Raw genomic sequence first — 16,816 nt, forward strand, 5'->3', positions numbered from 1 at the left:
GGCGCCTCCGTAGTCGTCTCTCGGCCTCAGAGGTCGGCCGTCTGCTGCTGCTCCACGGGGCCGGAGGGCTGGGCGGGGATACCGGGCGCGCGGTCGCTCTGGAGGAGCCAGAGGTCGTGGAAGAGGCCGGGGGCGTCGCGGAGTTGGGCGAAGGTGCCGTACTGGACGAGGCGGCCCTGGTCGAGGACGGCGATCTTGTCGGCGACGGTGACATTGGTGAGGCGGTGGGTGACCAGGACGACCGCGCGGTCGGCGGCGAGGGTGCGCAGGCCGGTGAAGATGCGGTGTTCGGCGCGGGGGTCGAGGGCGGCGGTGGGTTCGTCGAGGACGAGGAGTCCGGCGTCGCGGTGGAAGGCGCGGGCCAGGGCGACGCGTTGCCACTGGCCGCCGGAGAGTTCCTGGCCGCCCCACCACTCGCGGGCCAGGAGGGTGTCCAGGCCCGAGCGCAGGGACGTGACGACCTCGTCGGCGCCGGAGGCGTGGGCGGCCGTATCAACCGCCATGTGCGGGTGGTCGGTTCGGGGCTGGCCCAGGGTGATGTTGTCGCGGGCGGTCAGCGGCCACTTCGCGTACTCCTGGGGTACGACGGCGACGCGTGACCAGGCGGCGTGCGCGTCCAGGGTGCGGGTGTCGGCGCCGTCCCAGACGACGGCGCCGCGGTCGGGGAGGTAGAGGGCGGACAGGAGTTTGCTGAGCGTGGTCTTGCCCGAGCCGTTCTCGCCGACCAGGGCGAGGACTTCGCCGCGCCGCACGTCGAGGCTGACATCGAGCAGGGCGGGCCGGTCGGCGTGCGGGTAGGTGTACGTGAGGCGGTCGGCGCGTACGACGGCCGGGCCGGTCGGTACGGTCTCGCCGCGGGCGATCCGGTGGCCACCGGCCTCGTCCAGGAAATCTGACCAGTCGTCAAGGTACATCCCGGTACGGAAGATGATGGCGCCGTAGCCGATGATGCCGCGCAGTCCTGAAGCGACCGTGCGCAGTGCGAACGTCGCCGTGCCCGCGGACGCGACGGACACGCGGCCGGTGCTGATCAGGAAGAGCAGCGCCGCCCACACCGCTCCGGCCGCGACACCCCCGGCCAGGCTCCCGACGAGCGACATCTTCGCCGCGCGCCAGGCGGCCCGGTCGGTCGCGGCGTCCACCCGCGCCCCGGCCGCCCGGTACTTGCCGAGCAGGAAGTCGGCCATCGTGCCGGAACGGATCTGGTCGGCGTGCTGCTTGTCGACCAGATTCCACCGCAGGACGCTCAGCAGGCGGCGGTCCTTCATCGTCTCCAGCGACGCGAGGTAGTTCAGCCGCGCCCCCCGTACGCCCGCGATGGCCTGCGGCAGCGCGGCCAGGACGAGCAGCGGCAGCAACACGGGGTGGACGCTGGTCAGTACGGCCGCGGCGGCGATCAACGATGCGGCGGCGGCGAGGATGTTCTGGGACTGGTTGAGCATGTCCTGCGAGACCTCGACGCCCCGGTCGGCCGCGTCCCAGCGGTCGTTGTAGCCGGGGTGGTCGTACGCCGTCAGCTCCGCGTGGGTCGCCGCGTCCAGCAGCCGCAGCTCCGCCTCGCGCGAGATCCGCGGGGCCAGGCGCGTGGACAGACCGGTGACGGCGATGCCCAGCACCGCCCGTACGCCCGCCGCCGACGCCAACAGGGCCAGGGAGGGCGCGGCTTGGCGGAGCCGTTCGTCGATGTGGCCCGACGCGATGACGGCCGTGATCGTGCCGGTCACCGCCAGCAGGCCGAGCGCTTCCAGCACGCCGGACAGGACCTGGCAGGCGAGCAGCGCGGTGACCGCCTTGCGGTCCACGTGCCAGGCCATGCCGAGCGCCCGGCGCACCAGTTGGGGCAGTCGGCGGGCCATGGCGCGCAGCGTGATCGCGTAACCGGCCTCCTCGCTGCGGTCGCCCGGAAACGTCAGGCGCAACTCCTCGTCGGGTACGGCCTTTTCGTCGTCGCCGACAGCAGCGGTGCGCGCCGTGGCCGTGGCCGTGGGGGGCCGGTCGGTCGGCGGGGACTGGCCGGTCGTCGGGGACCGGTCGATCGTCGGGGACGCGACCGGCCGGACGGTGGTCGTCGGGGGCTCTTCGGTCGTCGGGGGTTCGGTCGTCGGGGGTTCGGTCGTCGGGGGTTCGGTCATCGGTGTACGCCCTTCGCCGTGACGTGGCGGTCGGCACCGGACCGGCTCGGCGGAAGGAGGACGAAGGCACCGGCTCGGCCCGCCCGGCTCGCCCCGACGCGACGCGGCCCACCAGTCTGCTCCAACCGCCCCGCCGCAACCCCCCGCTCGCGAAGCCCCGGTCGGCGCAAGGACGCAGCCGCCGCCTCGACGGCGTACGCCGGTCCGCTACGGCCCGCGCCGTCCGCCGCGAAAGCGCCCGGCCGTCGAGGCGGCACCGCGCCTGTGGCGAGTTCGGGCGGCTGATTGGGGGGAAGGAGCGGGGGCACGCGTTCTGGCATGGACCACAGTGCGGGTGAAGCGGGGGGACCGGCGTTCGTGCTGGGGGGCGGCGGGGCCCTCGGGGCGTACGAAGTGGGCATGCTCAAGGCCCTGTTCGCGCAGGGGGTGAAGCCGGGGATGGTGCTCGGGACCTCCGTCGGAGCGATCAACGGGGCCGCCGTGGCCGCCGAGCCGTCGCAGACCGCCGTCGGCCGGCTGATCGAGCTGTGGACGGGGCTGGGCAAGGCCGGGGTGTTCGCCGGTTCGCTGATGGGCCGCGTGAGCACCGCCGTGCGGAGCCGTACGCACCTCTACACCCCGGCGCCGCTGGTCGACCTCCTGCGTGAGCACGTACAGGTCGCGCTCATCGAGGAGTTGGAGGTGCCCTTCCAGTGCGTGGCGGCGAGCATCGAGAACGCCGCCGAGCACTGGTTCGACCGCGGTCCGCTGATCGAGGCGGTGCTCGCCTCGTCGGCCGTGCCCGGACTGCTGCCGCCGGTCGACGTCGACGGCGAGCACTTCGTGGACGGCGGCCTCGTCAACAGCATCCCGGTGGGCAGGGCCGTCGCCCTGGGCGCGCGCGAGATCTACGTCCTCCAGGTCGGCCGCATCGAACGGCCGCTGACGCCGCCGAAGTTGCCGTGGGACGTCGCCATGGTCGCCTTCGAGATCGCCCGCAGGCACCGGTTCGCCCGCGACATGGCCGACCTGCCGTCGGACGTGACCGTGCACGTACTGCCCAGCGGGGCGTCGTCCGGTGAAGCGGTCGGGGCGCTGGGCCAGTTGCGGCACCGGGCCTTCGGGCAGACGGCGGACCGTATCGAGCGGGCCTACGCCGCGTCGTCGCGGTATCTGGAGAGCGCGCTCGACGGGGCCGCCCCCAAGTCCCTTGTCCCGGAAGGCTCCGGCGCCGAGGACCCGCACTCCGCCGAGGGTCCGGCGTGACGGGCCTCGACTCGGGCCTGAACGCGGGGACGAGTCCGGCGAGTTCAGGTACGGGTTCAGGTACGGGTCCAGCGAGTACGGGCCCGGCGGGTGCAGGTACGGACGCGCTCGCGAGCGCCGACCCGGCCGCGCGGGTCCGGCCGTCGACCCGTACCCGTACCCGTACCCGTACCGGCACCGCCGCCGCTGCCGCGGGCGCCGCGCTGGTCACGGCCGCCCGGCGTACGGTCACCACCGCGCTCGTGGTCGCGCTGATACCGGTGGCCGCGGCGCTCCTCATCACCGTGACCGTGCTCAGCGCGCCCGTGTCGATCCCGTCGCGCGGCGCGTGGCGGCCCACGCGTATGGCCGGATTCCTGCTCGTCTACCTCGTCGTGGACCTCACGGGAGTGCTGGCGGCCTCCGCGCTCTTCCTGCACCACCCCCGGGCGGACCGGGACCGGCGGGCGGCCGAGGCGTTCGCGCTTCTCGCGCGGCTGCTGGCCGCACTGCGCAAGGTGGCGGACCGGCTGTTCCGGCTGGAGGTGGAGATGACGCCCGCGCTGCCCGTGGGCGACCGGCCGCCGGACGTACCGCTCGTGGTGTTCGTCCGGCACGCGGGTGTCGGCGATTCGTTCCTGCTCCTCCAGACGCTGCTCACCGACGTACGCCTGCTGCCGCACACCGTGCTGAAGGGCGTCCTGCGCGCCGATCCGTGCCTCGACGTCCTGCTCGGCCGGGTCCCGCACTGCTTCCTGCCCCCCGCGCACGGCACCGCCGAGGACGCGATCACCGAACTGGCGGCGGGGCTGCGGTCGCGCGACGCGCTCGTGATCTTCCCCGAGGGGGGCAACTTCACCCCGCGCCGCCACCGCCGCGCCATCGCCAGCCTGCGCCGCCTCGGCCAGTACCGGCGCGCGGCCCGCGCGGCCCGGCTGCGGTACGTGCTGCCGCCGCGGGACGCCGGAAGCCTCGCCGTACTGGCCGCCGCGCCCACCGCCGAGGTGGTCTTCGTCGTCCACTCCGGCCTCGACGTCATCGCGTCCGCGCGCGCCGCCTGGGACTTCCTGCCGTTCCGCCGCCCGGTGCGGGTCCACTGGTGGCGGATACCGGCGGCCGAGGTCCCGGTCGGGGACGCGGCGCGCAGCGAGTGGCTGCTCGGGCAGTGGGAGCGGATGGACCGGTGGACGGCGGAGCAGGCGGTCGCGGCGACGCCGCACGTATAGAGGGCGCGCGTACGGGGGTTCGTGTGCGGGGGGGGGCGCGCGTGTGGCGGCTCATGTACAGGGGTCCACGCGTACCGGGGCTCACGCGGAGAGCCGGGGGCCGTACGGCGATCCGTACGGCCCCCGGCCCCAGCGCCCTCAAGAACCCCGTCTCACAAGGTGCGTTCGAGGCGGTCCGCGACCAGCTTCACGAAGCGGGAGGGGTCTGGGAGTTCGGCGCCCTCGGCCAACAGGGCGAGCTGGTGGACGAGTTCGGTGGTCTCTTCGAGGGCCGGGTCGTCGGGACGCTCGGCGTGGGTGCGGTTGAGGCCGACGACCAGCGGGTGCTTGGGGTTGAGTTCAAGAATCCGCTTGGCGTGCGGGATCTCCTGGCCCATGGCGCGGTAGATGTTCTCCAGCGCCGGTGACACGTCGTTGGTGTCCGAGACGACGCAGGCGGGCGAGACGGTGAGCCGCGAGGAGAGGCGTACGTCCTTGACCTGCTCGCTCAGCAGTTCCGTCATACGGGCGAGCAGGCCCGCGAACTCCTCCTGCTGCTTCTCCCGTTCGGTCCCCGCCTCCTGCTTCTCCTCCTCCGTGCCGAGGTCGACCTCGCCCTTGGCGACGGAGCGGAACTGCTTGCCGCCGAACTCCGGTGCCGTGTCGACCCAGACCTCGTCCACGGGGTCGGTCAGCAGCAGCACCTCGATGCCGCGGGCCTGGAACGCCTCCATGTGCGGGGAGTTCTCGACGGCCTGCCGCGATTCGCCGGTGACGTAGAAGATGTGCTCCTGGCCGTCCTTCATCCGCTCGACGTACTGCGCGAGCGTCGTCGGCGCGTCCTTGTCGTGCGTGCTGGCGAAGGAGCTGACGCCGAGGATCGCGTCACGGTTCTCGAAGTCGCCGAGCAGCCCCTCCTTCAGGACGCGGCCGAACTCCCGCCAGAATGTGGCGTATTGCTCGGGCCGCGCGGCCATCATGTCCTTGACCGTCGACAGCACCTTCTTCGCCAGCCGGCGGTGCATCAGCTCGATCTGGCGGTCCTGCTGGAGGATCTCGCGCGACACGTTCAGCGAGAGGTCCTGCGCGTCGACGACTCCCTTGACGAAGCGGAGGTACGGCGGCATCAGCGCTTCGCAGTCGTCCATGATGAAGACGCGCTTCACGTAGAGCTGGACGCCGCGCTTGTAGTCGCGCATGAACAGGTCCTGCGGCGCGTGCGCCGGGATGAACAGCAGCGCCTGGTACTCGAAGGTGCCTTCCGCGTGGAGGCGGATGATCTCCAGCGGGTCGTTCCAGTCGTGGCTGATGTGCTTGTACAGCTCGTGGTAGTCGGCGTCGCTGACCTCGTCGCGGGAGCGGGCCCACAGGGCCTTCATGGAGTTCAGCGTTTCGAGCCGAGGCTCGGGCTTGGGAGCCGCCGCGTCAGTACCGTCCTCGGCGTCGCCTTCGGTGTCGGTTTCGGCGTCGGTGTCGGTGTCGCCTCCGGGCGCGGGCTCCGCGGCCATCCTGATCGGCCAGGTGATGAAGTCCGAGTACCGCTTGACGATTTCCTTGATCTTCCACGGCGAGGTGTAGTCGTACAGCCGGTCCTCGGCGTCCTCCGGCTTCAGCCGCAGCACGATCGCCGTCCCCTGCGGGGCGTCCTCGACGGTCTCCACGGTGTACGTCCCCTCACCGCTGGACGTCCACCGCGTGCCCTCGGTCTCCCCCGCGCGCCGCGTCAGCAGCGTGACCTCGTCCGCCACCATGAAGCTCGCGTAGAACCCGACCCCGAACTGGCCGATCAGGCCCTCTGCGGCGCCCGCACCCTCGGCCTCCTTCAGCTCCCGCAGGAACTTCGCGGTCCCCGAGTTGGCGATCGTCCCGATGAGCTGGACCACTTCCTCCCGGGACATCCCGATCCCGTTGTCCCGCACGGTGAGCGTACGGGCCTCCCGGTCCACCTCCAGCCCGATGTGCAGGTCCGACACGTCCACGTCCAACTCGCTGTCCCGCAGCGCTTCGAGCCGCAGCTTGTCCAACGCGTCCGAGGCGTTGGACACCAACTCGCGCAGGAACACGTCCTTGTTGGAGTAGATCGAGTGGATCATCATCTGCAGAAGCTGACGCGATTCCACCTGGAACTCGAACGTCTCGGTCGGCATGGTCCGCTGTTCCTTCTCACATCACCGGCTGACAGGCACTGACCGCAGCACTGTAGATGAGCCCCCGCCGCCCGCACGTCAGCCTTCGCGGCACGCGATGAGTTTCCGCCTCGCCGCCGGTCCTACGTGGTGAACGCCCGCGGACGTCCCCGGCCGGGGCGCGCCACCGAAAGCTGCTGAACAGGCGGTATCCACGATGGACAAGCGATTCACCGCGACCCTGCTGAAAAGCCCGAACAAGGGCGGCTGGACCTACGTCGTCTGGCCCGAGTCCGCCGCCTTCTTCGGCACCCGCGGCCTCGTCAAGGTCCGCGGCACGATCGACGGCCACCCCTTCCAGAGCTCCTTCATGGCCCTCGGCGACGGCACCCACAAACTCCCCGTCACGGCCGAGCTGCGCAAAGCCATCAGCAAACAAGAGGGCGACACCGTCACGGTCCACCTCCAAGAGCGCCTCCCCTCCTAGCCCCGCCCCGACCCCAAAAGACCACAAGGCGGGTACCCGAACGGTGCTAGAGAGGTGCCGAGTTAACGGACCTGCGCGCTCTCGGTCGCGCGCCGCTATGACGTATGCGCGCCGCCCGCGATCGCGGTTCTGACGACGGTGACGGTGTCGAAGGCGTCGCCCAGGGAGCACAGCACGTCGCCGTCTATCGCGTGCAGTTCGAGGCGGTGGACCTGACGCGTCGTGCCGCCCTGGCCGATGGCGACGGAGTCCTCGCGCTCGACGACGCGGATGTCCGGCCAGGGGTGGACGTCGATCCGGGCCGGGCGGGTGATGACGATGCCGCCGTCGAAGACGTGCAGCCGCGGGATGCGGTTGTCGCGGCGCTTCTCGTAACGGAACGCGGTGATCGGCAGCGCGAGGGCGAGGACGAGGAAGGTGACGCCGATCGAGGTGACCACCGGGTTGTACGGGTGGAGGACCAGGCCGATGCCGGGCGCGAGCAGGACGACCGCGAGGCCGAAGGCGACGCAGCCGACGTCACCGCCGCCGAGCGCGTGGACGGCGCGGGACTCGCCGAAGCCGTGCCGTTGGGCGAGTCGGGCGACTTCGCGCAGGGTGGCCGGGCCGTTCGTCCCCGCCGCGTCCCGCGAACCGCCGCCCGTATCCGTATCCGTACCCGTATTCGTACCGGCTGCCGCTCCCGTGTCCGTCATCGCCCCGCCGCCTCTCCCCCGCGCGCGGCCGCGTACCAACGGCCGTGCCTCTCCTGCTCCTTACCCGCGGGCGGGGGTGCCGTACCTCCACCTAGGAGGTACGGCTGCCTGTACGGCTGCGCGTACGCCTATACGGCCGCGGCGCGCGGCTCGCGCCACATCGGCCACATGTGAGGCCCGTCCGGGAGGTCGATCGTGCGGCCGGTGAAGACGAAGCCGAGCCGCTCGTACAGGCCGCGGCTGCGCTCGCTGCTGGCCTCCAGATACGCGGACAGGCCGTCGCGGTCGCAGCGTTCGAGGACGGCGGAGATCAGTTCGGTGCCGCGGCTCTGGCCCTGCAACTCCGCGTCCACGGCGATGAGCAGCAGGTATTCGTGGGCGGGGCCCGTGGGGTGGCCCTCGCCGAGGATGCGGGCGATCTGCTCGACGCGCTCGTTGTCCGGGTCGACCGCCTCGCGGAAGGCGGCGGGGTCGTCGTCGTCCGCGTGCGCCTGGGCGTCCTCGGGCGCGTCGGTGGTCGCGGGTATCGACATCCACAGGGCGACCGCCTTGCCGTCCTCCGTCATGTCGACGTAGCCGTCGGCGAGTACCTGGTCGGCGAAGGCGCCCATCAACGACGCGTGCTTGCGCAGCCGGTGCTCCGGGTCGGGGAAGACCCAACTACTCACGGGGTCGTTCCTGAACACCTTGTCCAGCACCCCGACCACGACCTCCCGGTCGTCCGCCCCGGCCCTCCGGATCGCCACACCCATCGCCCTGTCCGCCCTTCACGTCGTCGTCCTGTGTCGTCTCACGTCGTCGGTGCGCGCTGCACCGCACGCGTCTGATCAACTGATCATGCGCGTACGGCGGTTGCAGCCTAGAGGGTGCGGCCCGGTGTGTCCGGGCGTGCCGGGGAAGAGGCCGGAGACGGTCCTTCTCCGCGGGGCCGGAGGTTCAGACCGTACGCACCTGGACGACGGCGTACGTCCCGCTCGTACGCCAAGCCGCGCCGTTCGGCGCGCTGTTGGCGTCGAGCGCGGTGACCGTACCGGCGTCGAGGCCGACGATCACATCGGACTTGAGGGTGCGCAGGGCGGCCAGCGGACTCGGGAAGTAGCCGGTGGGCAGGGAGAATTCGGTCGTCGGGGACCACATGCGGTCGCCCACCAGGCGGCGGTAGTTGAGGTCGCCCTTGAGCACCGTCAGTGTGGCGCGGCCCAGTTCGGCCCGCAGATCGGCGGGCATGTCGGCGTACGGCAGCGGCGCGCAGGCGAACGGGTGCGCGCGGACGGCGAGTCGGCCGGTGCCCAGCGCCGACCACAGCCGGGCGCCGGTCTCCCGCGCTCTGCGGCCCGGTGCCTGCCCGATCCGGCGCAGGCAGTCGACGACGTCCGAGGTCGTCGCGTCCGAGACGAAGTACGGGTACGGCTTCACGTGCAGGACCGCGGTGGCGGCGCGGCCGGTGTGCAGGAGATGGTCGATCAGGATCAGGTCGGGGATCAGCTCGCGGCCCGCGTTGTCGGCGATCACGGTCACCGCCGCGGTGCCGGGCGGGGCGGCGGCGAGGTGCCGCCAGAGGGCGGCGCTGTCGTCGGCGAGGAGGTCGTCGGAGGGGGTGCTTGTGGGGGCGTGGGTGGGGGACGCGTGCGCGGAGGGCGTGTTCGTGGAGGACGTGTTCGTGGAGGACGCGTTCGTAGAGGACGCTTCCGCCGTAGACCCGTGCGCCGTAGGCCCGTTCGCGGAGATGCGGAAGCCGAGGTCCGCGCGGTTGCCCCACAGGGCGCCTTGGAGGACGGCGCGGTCCCGGTCGTCGGGGGCGAGGTCGTCGAGCGCGTCGAGGGCGGCCAGTTCGTCGGCGACCTCGGGCCCGGTCAACTCGGCGCGCTTGAACGGCGCGAAGGGGTCGACGCCCTGCCACGGCCCCGGCCCGAAGTAGCCGACCGCGTCCAGCAGCCTGCGGTAGAAGTAGCTCTCCGCCCACAGGAAGGGCACCTCGTACCACGACGTACGGCCGACGTACGCCTCCGCGCCCCATTCGGCCCACCGTCGGACGTCGTCGGCGCGGGAGTCGGTGCCGGTGTGGGTGCCGGTGTGGGTGTCGGTGCCGGTGTGGGTCGACAGCGGGCCGATCGGCGGGCCCGAGGTCGCGTCGGCCGAGGCGGGCGCGGCCGTCTCCTCCGCGAGCGCGTCGAGTGCGCGGCGCTGCTCGGGCGGGTACGGGAGGGCGTCCGCGACCTGCCTGATCAGCGCCGGGTGGCGGTCGGCCAGCACGCTCCTGGCGAAGGAGCCGGGCGTACCGCTCATGACGACGGGGGCGGCGGGGGCTGCGGGGCCTGAGAGGCCGGATGGGCCGGACGGGCCGGACGGCCCGGACGGGCCGGATTCGGGCGGGACGTCTCCTGTTTCGCGCACCGTTCAAGAATGGCAGGGGGTGGGGCTGGCCCCACCCCCGACCGGCCGGGCTGCCGGATGCCGCGAGAGGGGTGCCGAGCGGGATCGTCTAGGTATCAGGACGGAACGGTCCCCACCGCGATGATTCGAGGCCAGCGATGACCGCCAGCACATTCCCCCACGCCACTCAGAGCGCCGCCGCTCAGGCGTCCACCGCTCAGGCGTCCACCGCGCAGCCGCACTCCTCTCCTCCCGCCGCCGCGTCGCAGGCCCGGCCCGGCCTGCTGGCGGCTCCGGACGCCGGGCATCCCGCGTACGGTTCGCCCGCGAAGGGTCCAGGACCCGGCCGCGTCCCGCCCGGCTTCTGGCGCGCGCCCTTCTCCGCCGTCACCTTCCGCGAGGTCGGTTACGCGCTCACGTCGCTGCCGATCGCCATCGCCGGATTCGTCTTCGCCGTCACGATGTTCGCCGTCGGCACCAGCCTCGCCCTCACCGCGATCGGGGTGCCCGTCCTGGCCGCGATGCTGACCGGGGCCCGCGCGCTCGGCGGCGCCGAACGCGCCCGCGCCGGGAGCCTGCTCTCCCACCGCGTCGGCGAGCCCGCCCCCGTACCCGCGCCCCGTACCCCCGGCCGCTGGGCCGCCATGACCGCCAGGCTCCGCGACGCCTCGGCCTGGAAGGCCCTCCTCTTCCAGGTCCTCATGTTCCCCTGGCGCATCGCGAGTTTCGTCCTCACCCTGACCTTCCTCGTCACCGGCTGGACCGTCGCCCTCTACCCCGCCTACGCCTGGGTCTTCCCCCGTTACGTCGACTGGCCCGGCTACCGCCTCTTCGAGTACACCTCCGGCGGCGTCCACCACGCCTACTACCTCTCCTCCCCCCTCCAGATCGCCGGCGCCTCCCTCCTCGGCCTCCTCCTCGTCTTCCTCACCCCGCCCCTCGTCCGCGCCTTCACCACCGTCGACCGCGCCGCAATCCGCTCCCTGCTGTCGTAGGGCGGGGCCCGCGCCCGCGCGAAATGAGGGACCGCACCCCGCAGAGGGGCCGTCATACTGGGCGCCTGGCCAGACGGGGGACGCGAGGAGGCGGCTGGGCGTGCAAGGCCCGAACGACACGAGCGGCACGAGCGATACGAACGGCGCGAGCGCCTCGAACGGCTCCAACGGCTCCAACGGCTCCAACGGCACAGCGACAGGCGCCGACGCGAAAGCGACCCGCATCGGAAGCTACGTCGTCGTTCGCAAGCTCGGCGAAGGCGGAATGGGCCTGGTGTACCTGGCCCGTTCGCGGGGAGGCCGCCACGTGGCGGTAAAGGTGGCGCGGCCGGAACTGGCCGCGGACCCGTCCTTCAGGGAGCGCTTCCGCGCCGAGGTCGCCGCGGCGCGCATGGTGGGCGGTTTCCATACGGCGCCGGTGGTGGATGCGGACCCGGACGCGGAGGCCCCGTGGCTGGCGACGGCGTACGTGCAAGGTCCGACGCTCGGCCAACTGCTCGCCGCGCGGGGCCCGATGGGCGAGGAACAGCTCAAGGCGCTGGGCGCCGCGCTCGCCGAGGCGCTGGAGGCGATCCACCGCTGCGGTCTGGTGCATCGCGATCTCAAACCAGGCAACATCATCATGGCCGAAGACGGCCCGCGCGTACTGGACTTCGGCATCTCACGCGCCGTCGAGAACACCCGGATCACCACCACGGGCACCTCCTTCGGCACCCCCGGCTTCCTCGCCCCCGAGCAGGCCGAGGGCCGTGACGTGGACGGCGCCGCCGACATCTTCGCGCTCGGCGCGGTCCTGGTGGCCGCCGCGGGCGGCAGCGCCTTCGGCGGCGGCACGCCGGTCGCCCTGATGTACCGCTCCGTGCACCACGAGGCCGACGTCTCCGCCGTCCCGGAGGCGATCCGCCCGATGGTCGCGGCCTGCCTCACGAAGGAGCCGTCCCACCGCCCGAGCACGGACCAACTCCTCGACTGGTTCGGCGATTCGGGTACGGCCGAGGCGGGTACGGGCGACGCCCCGCACCGCACCGGGGACGCGGCCCCCCGTACCTCGGACCCGCGGACTCCCGTACCCCCGCCTCCTCCGGCCGCCGCCAACCCGTACGCCTCAGGGGCCGTTCCGCCGCCTCCCTCGTACGCGCCCGGCGTCCCCGGTCCGTCGATCCCGCCGTCGATCCCGCCGTTGACCTCGCCGTCGACCTCGCTGGCCACGGCCTACCCGGCGCATTCGCCCGCCCCGGTCCCGGGCGTCCCGGCCTGGTCGCCGGAGGACGACGTCCCCGAATTCCTGGCGATGGACCGGAAGAACGCACTAGTTGCTGACGATTACGGCATCTCCCTCGGCGAGAACGGCCAGACCGTCGACCTCCCCTGGCCGATGATCCGTTTCGCCGAGTGCGTCGTGGAGGACCACGAATCCGTCTTCCGGATGGCCGTCGTCCTGACGAACGGCACCATCCGCACCGGCCGCGTGTCCAGCCGCAGCCTGGCCGAACTGACCGAGTGGGCCATGCGGTTCACCCTGGTGCGCGACCGCTACCTGCGCCAGTAGCCGTTTCCCACGGCCGCAGCGGTGAGTCGCGCGGGCGCCAACTCCGTATCCAGCGAAGGCGCGAAGGCCCGGCCCCTCCGCTTCCACGACGGCGCGGAGCCGCGCGCGCCGACCCGGCCCGGAAGCCGGACGCGTATCCGACGCGGACCGGCGACCGCCCGAAATGCCCCGCCACGCACCGCTTGTCACGCACGCTTGGCGTGTGGGCCGACCGTTTCCGGGGTCGGACGGGCAAGCGAGGCGAGGGAGACGACCATGGGCGAGGCGGCGCGGAACACTGGGCCGGGCACGGCAGCGGGCACGGGCTCGGACGCGGGCTCCGCCGAAGGCTCGGGCACGGGATCAGGCGCCGATTCCGGCACGGGCTCCGGCGAGGGCTCCGGCAAGGGCTCCGGTACGGGCACGGCCGCAGGCAGGATCGTCGTCGGGGTCGACGGCTCGGAACCGTCGCTCAAGGCGCTGCGCTGGGCCGCGCGGCAGGCGGCCCTGACCGGCGCCGCACTGGAAGCGGTCATCGCGTGGGAGATGCCGTCGGCGTACGGCTGGGCCGGGCTGCCGGGGCTGCCCGACGACGTCGATCTGGAGGCCAACGCGGACCAGATCCTGGCGCGGGCCGTCGAGGCGGCCCTCACGCCGGAACAGGCCGCGACCGTCACCCGCCGTACCGTGCTCGGCAACCCGGCCCAGGCCATCCTCGACAGCGGTGAGGGCGCCGACCTGATCGTGGTGGGCGTGCGCGGCCACGGCACCTTCCGCTCCACCCTCCTCGGCTCGGTCAGCCACACGGTCACCGTGCACGCCTCGTGCCCCGTCGTGGTCGTACGCGGCACGGCGGGCACGGCCCCCGCGGGCGGCGCGTCGTAGCGGCGGGGCGGTGATCCGCGGCGGCCGGGGCACGGAGTTATCCACAGGCTGTGAAGAGTGGGTGCCCGAATGTGGTCGGGGCGGAGCATCATGGGGGCATGAACGAGATCACCGGATCCCCGGCGGGGTCCATGCCGGAGTGGGAGAAGCGCTTTCGGGCGCCGCGGGTCGGGCTGCCCGAGTGGGCCGAGGACGCCCCGGACCGCAGCCTGTTCGTGTCGAACGTGACGGGGACGTACGAGCTGTACGCCTGGGACCGGACGACGGGCGGGCGACGGCAGGTCACCGACCGGCCGAACGGAACGACGGACGGCACGCTGAGCCGGGACGGCGCGTGGGTGTGGTGGTTCTCGGACACGGACGGGGACGAGTTCGGGATATGGATGCGGCAGCCCTTCGCGGGCGGTGAGGACGTACCGGCGGCGCCCGGCCTGGAGGCGTCCTACCCGGCCGGTCTCGCGCTGGGCCCCGGCGGCCTGGCCGTGGTCGGACGGTCCACCGACGACGAGGGCACGTCGGTGTACGTGGTGCGGCCGGACAGCGAGCCGGTCGAGGTCTACCGGCACGCGGAGTCGGCGAGCGTCGGCGACCTCTCGGAGGACGGCACGCTGGTCGTGATCGAGCACACCGAGCACGGCGACGCGATGCACAGCGCGCTGCGGGTGCTGTCGGTCGCGGACGGCTCGACGGTCGCGGAGCTGGACGACACCGACGGCGGCCGGGCCGAGCTGGGCCTGGACTGCCTGGGATTCGCCCCCGTCGTCGGCGACACCCGCCTCCTGGTCGGACACCAGCGGTCCGGCCGCTGGCTGCCGATGATCTGGGACACCGCGACCGGCGTGGAGACGCGGCTGGCCATAGACCTGCCCGGTGACGTGCACGCCGAGTGGTATCCGGACGGCTCGGCGCTGCTCGTCGTCCACGACTACCAGGCGCGCGGCGAGATGTTCCGGTACGACCTGGCGGCCGGCACCCTGGCGCGGCTCGACACCCCGCCGGGTTCGGTCAGCGGCGCCACCGCCCGGCCCGACGGGACGGTGGAGTACCTGTGGTCGTCGGCGCAGCGCCCGCCCGCGGTGCGGTCCACGACCGGCGCCGTCGTGCTGGAGGCGCCGGGGCTGCGGGCGCCGGAGTCGGTGCCGGTGGAGGACGCGTGGGTGGAGGGTCCCGGCGGCCGGATCCACGCGCTGGTCCAGAAGCCGGTCGGCGAGGGGCCGTTCCCGACCGTGTTCGAGATCCACGGCGGTCCCACCTGGCACGACTCGGACTCCTTCGCGGCGGGTCCCGCGGCCTGGGTCGACCACGGCTTCGCCGTGGTCCGGGTCAACTACCGCGGTTCGACCGGCTACGGCCGGGAGTGGACGGACGCGCTCAAGCACCGCGTCGGCCTGATCGAGCTGGAGGACATCGCGGCGGTCCGTGAGTGGGCCGTGTCCTCGGGCCTCGCCGACCCGCGGCGGCTGGTCCTGTCCGGCGGCTCCTGGGGCGGCTATCTGACCCTGCTGGGCCTCGGCACCCAGCCGGAGGCGTGGACGGTGGGCATAGCGGCGGTCCCGGTCGCCGACTACGTGGCCGCGTACGCCGACGAGATGGAGGCCCTCAAGTCCCTGGACCGCACCTTCTTCGGCGGCTCCCCCGAGGAGGTCCCCGACCGCTTCGAGGCGTCCTCCCCGCTCACCTACGTCGAGCGGGTCGCCGCCCCCGTCTACATCAGCGCGGGCATGAACGACCCGCGCTGCCCGATACGCCAGATCGACAACTACGTCGAGCGGCTGCGGGAGCTGGACAAGCCGCACGAGGTGTACCGCTACGACGCGGGGCACGGTTCGCTGGTCGTGGAGGAGCGGATCAAGCAGGTCCGTCTGGAACTGGCCTTCGCGCTGAAACACGCGGGCGGGTAGGCGGCAGGGCGGTGGCCCCGGGGTTGGACCAGCGCGGGTCCGACCCCGGGCCGGCCCCGGGCCTCCGGCCAAGCGGCCGGGCGGGCGAATGCGCGTACGGCCGGACAGCTGGACGTGCGGCTCGGCGGACGAAAGGCATCCGGACAGTCAGCCGGACCAGCGCACGGCTGGACACGCGCCTCGGCGGACGAAAGGCATCCGGACAGTCAGCCGGACCAGCGCACGGCTGGACACGCGCCTCGGCGGACGAAAGGCATCCGGACAGTCAGCCGGGCCAGCGCGCGGCTGGACGTGCAGCCAGGGTGCGCCTCGGCGTCCGGCCCTAGGCGTCGGCGGACGCAGACGCGGTGACCACAGCGTCCGCCCGGTCCGCGCCGGAGGCGTCCGGCTCTGATTCCGCCTTCGGCCCGGACCCCGGCTCGTCGTCACCGTCGTCGGGGACGAGACCCAGCGCGGCGTCGGCGCGTGTCTCGGCCTCGCGGCGGGCCAGTCGGAACCACATGAAGACGACGAAGCCGGCGAAGACGAACCACTCACCGGTGTAGCCGAGGTTCTGGAACGCCTTGATGTCCAGGCCGCTGTTGGGGGCCGCCGCCGGCGGCACCGCCTTCAGCGGCGCGGCGGGGTCGCTCGCGGTGATCCAGCCGCTGTAGACGGGGTAGGGCAGCACATTGACCAGCGAGGCGGCGCTGATCATGCCGAGCTGTCCGGAGGGCAGCGCGCCGTTGGACTGCACGCCGTCGGTGCCGGTGCTCTCCGGGTACTGGAGGGCGCCGGTCACGGTGACCTCGCCGGTCGGCGCGGCCGGTACGGCACCGGTACGCGCCGCGGCGGAGGCGTCGCCCGGCAGCCAGCCGCGGACGACGGGCAGGGCGGCGCCGTCCGCGCCGACCCGCAGGGGGGTCAGTACGTAGTAGCCGTCGTGGCCGTCAAGGGTGCGGCCGGGGACCAGGAGCTGATGGGAGGAGTCGTAGCGGCCGGTCGCGCTGACCGAACGACCCGAGGCGCCGTCGGGCACCTGGGTGCGCGGCTGCGGCAGCAGTGTCGCCAACGGCACCGCCGCCTCGGCGACGGCCTTGCCCTGGGCGTGCTCGGCGCTCTTGTGGGAGTCGACCCGCAGCTCGAACCGGCTCAACTGCCAACTGCCCATGAAGACGCAGAACGGCACGGCGAGCAGCGACAGCACGCTGACCGCCAGCCAGCGCGGGGTGAGCAGGAACCGGTACACACCACAACGGTACGGGGGGCCGTTCGCGGCCCCGCAA

Annotated in this window: 13 protein-coding genes; 7 read left to right on the forward strand and 6 right to left on the reverse strand. The window is 72.8% G+C overall.

The genetic code is table 11. The features are described from left to right. Positions 1–26: 26 nt before the first annotated feature. Positions 27–2,132: an ATP-binding cassette domain-containing protein gene (locus tag ACIOC1_RS00980; protein ID WP_401850917.1), complete on the reverse strand. Its 2,106-nt coding sequence runs from the start codon at positions 2,130–2,132 to the stop codon at positions 27–29. A gap of 318 nt (positions 2,133–2,450) precedes the next feature. Here ACIOC1_RS00980 and ACIOC1_RS00985 point away from each other — a divergent pair, with 318 nt between their 5' ends. Together ACIOC1_RS00985 and ACIOC1_RS00990 are read left to right on the forward strand one after the other, a co-directional pair. Next, the gene (locus ACIOC1_RS00985) at positions 2,451–3,377 is read left to right on the forward strand and encodes a patatin-like phospholipase family protein (protein WP_401850920.1); all 927 of its coding nucleotides are present in this window, start codon (positions 2,451–2,453) and stop codon (positions 3,375–3,377) included. Further along, complete coding sequence (locus ACIOC1_RS00990; protein ID WP_401850922.1) at positions 3,374–4,582, forward strand: hypothetical protein; 1,209 nt, start codon at positions 3,374–3,376, stop codon at positions 4,580–4,582. The genes ACIOC1_RS00985 and ACIOC1_RS00990 overlap by 4 nt, the downstream gene beginning before the upstream one ends. Positions 4,583–4,734: 152 nt before the next feature. Here the strand turns inward: ACIOC1_RS00990 and htpG are convergent, their stop codons facing one another. Continuing rightward, positions 4,735–6,708: a molecular chaperone HtpG gene (htpG, locus tag ACIOC1_RS00995; protein ID WP_401850924.1), complete on the reverse strand. Its 1,974-nt coding sequence runs from the start codon at positions 6,706–6,708 to the stop codon at positions 4,735–4,737. Between the two features lie 196 nt (positions 6,709–6,904). Between htpG and ACIOC1_RS01000 the strand changes: the two genes are divergently transcribed. Beyond that, the gene (locus ACIOC1_RS01000; protein WP_391042525.1) at positions 6,905–7,174 is read left to right on the forward strand and encodes a DUF1905 domain-containing protein; all 270 of its coding nucleotides are present in this window, start codon (positions 6,905–6,907) and stop codon (positions 7,172–7,174) included. Between the two features lie 95 nt (positions 7,175–7,269). On the opposite strand, the gene ACIOC1_RS01005 is transcribed toward ACIOC1_RS01000, so the two are convergent. The 3 genes from ACIOC1_RS01005 to ACIOC1_RS01015 form a co-directional block, all read right to left on the reverse strand. After that, the gene (locus ACIOC1_RS01005; RefSeq protein WP_401850926.1) at positions 7,270–7,869 is read right to left on the reverse strand and encodes a hypothetical protein; all 600 of its coding nucleotides are present in this window, start codon (positions 7,867–7,869) and stop codon (positions 7,270–7,272) included. 128 nt (positions 7,870–7,997) lie between these two features. Continuing rightward, complete coding sequence (locus ACIOC1_RS01010) at positions 7,998–8,621, reverse strand: GNAT family N-acetyltransferase (RefSeq protein WP_355335962.1); 624 nt, start codon at positions 8,619–8,621, stop codon at positions 7,998–8,000. 184 nt (positions 8,622–8,805) lie between these two features. After that, positions 8,806–10,155, reverse strand: coding sequence for a damage-control phosphatase ARMT1 family protein (locus ACIOC1_RS01015; RefSeq protein WP_401850929.1), 1,350 nt, complete (start codon positions 10,153–10,155; stop codon positions 8,806–8,808). Between the two features lie 245 nt (positions 10,156–10,400). On the opposite strand from ACIOC1_RS01015, the gene ACIOC1_RS01020 reads away from it, so the two are divergent. From ACIOC1_RS01020 to ACIOC1_RS01035, 4 genes are all read left to right on the forward strand, one after another. Then, a complete protein-coding gene (locus ACIOC1_RS01020) occupies positions 10,401–11,237 on the forward strand; it encodes a sensor domain-containing protein (protein ID WP_401850932.1) in 837 nt (278 codons plus the stop codon). Between the two features lie 100 nt (positions 11,238–11,337). After that, positions 11,338–12,786, forward strand: a complete 1,449-nt coding sequence (locus ACIOC1_RS01025) for a serine/threonine-protein kinase (protein WP_401850935.1) — start codon at positions 11,338–11,340, stop codon at positions 12,784–12,786. 417 nt (positions 12,787–13,203) lie between these two features. Then, positions 13,204–13,650, forward strand: a complete 447-nt coding sequence (locus tag ACIOC1_RS01030; RefSeq protein ID WP_401718563.1) for a universal stress protein — start codon at positions 13,204–13,206, stop codon at positions 13,648–13,650. 98 nt (positions 13,651–13,748) lie between these two features. Next, entirely contained in the window at positions 13,749–15,551 is a 1,803-nt protein-coding gene (locus ACIOC1_RS01035) for a prolyl oligopeptidase family serine peptidase (RefSeq protein WP_401718444.1), read from the forward strand. 322 nt (positions 15,552–15,873) lie between these two features. Here ACIOC1_RS01035 and ACIOC1_RS01040 read toward each other — a convergent pair whose 3' ends face one another. Continuing rightward, positions 15,874–16,779, reverse strand: coding sequence for an SURF1 family protein (locus ACIOC1_RS01040; RefSeq protein ID WP_355335954.1), 906 nt, complete (start codon positions 16,777–16,779; stop codon positions 15,874–15,876). Positions 16,780–16,816 lie beyond the last annotated feature (37 nt).

It is taken from the genome of Streptomyces sp. NPDC088197 (assembly GCF_044741185.1).
Classification (GTDB): Bacteria; Actinomycetota; Actinomycetes; order Streptomycetales; family Streptomycetaceae; genus Actinacidiphila.

Excerpts from the sequence above, each read along its gene's own strand:
- ACIOC1_RS00980 (WP_401850917.1), bottom strand. The coding sequence starts at position 2,132 with ATGACCGAACCCCCGACGACCGAACCCCCGACGACCGAACCCCCGACG.
- ACIOC1_RS00985 (WP_401850920.1), top strand. The coding sequence starts at position 2,451 with ATGGACCACAGTGCGGGTGAAGCGGGGGGACCGGCGTTCGTGCTGGGG.
- htpG (WP_401850924.1), bottom strand. The coding sequence starts at position 6,708 with ATGCCGACCGAGACGTTCGAGTTCCAGGTGGAATCGCGTCAGCTTCTG.
- ACIOC1_RS01000 (WP_391042525.1), top strand. The coding sequence starts at position 6,905 with ATGGACAAGCGATTCACCGCGACCCTGCTGAAAAGCCCGAACAAGGGC.
- ACIOC1_RS01005 (WP_401850926.1), bottom strand. The coding sequence starts at position 7,869 with ATGACGGACACGGGAGCGGCAGCCGGTACGAATACGGGTACGGATACG.
- ACIOC1_RS01010 (WP_355335962.1), bottom strand. The coding sequence starts at position 8,621 with ATGGGTGTGGCGATCCGGAGGGCCGGGGCGGACGACCGGGAGGTCGTG.
- ACIOC1_RS01015 (WP_401850929.1), bottom strand. The coding sequence starts at position 10,155 with ATGAGCGGTACGCCCGGCTCCTTCGCCAGGAGCGTGCTGGCCGACCGC.
- ACIOC1_RS01020 (WP_401850932.1), top strand. The coding sequence starts at position 10,401 with ATGACCGCCAGCACATTCCCCCACGCCACTCAGAGCGCCGCCGCTCAG.
- ACIOC1_RS01035 (WP_401718444.1), top strand. The coding sequence starts at position 13,749 with ATGAACGAGATCACCGGATCCCCGGCGGGGTCCATGCCGGAGTGGGAG.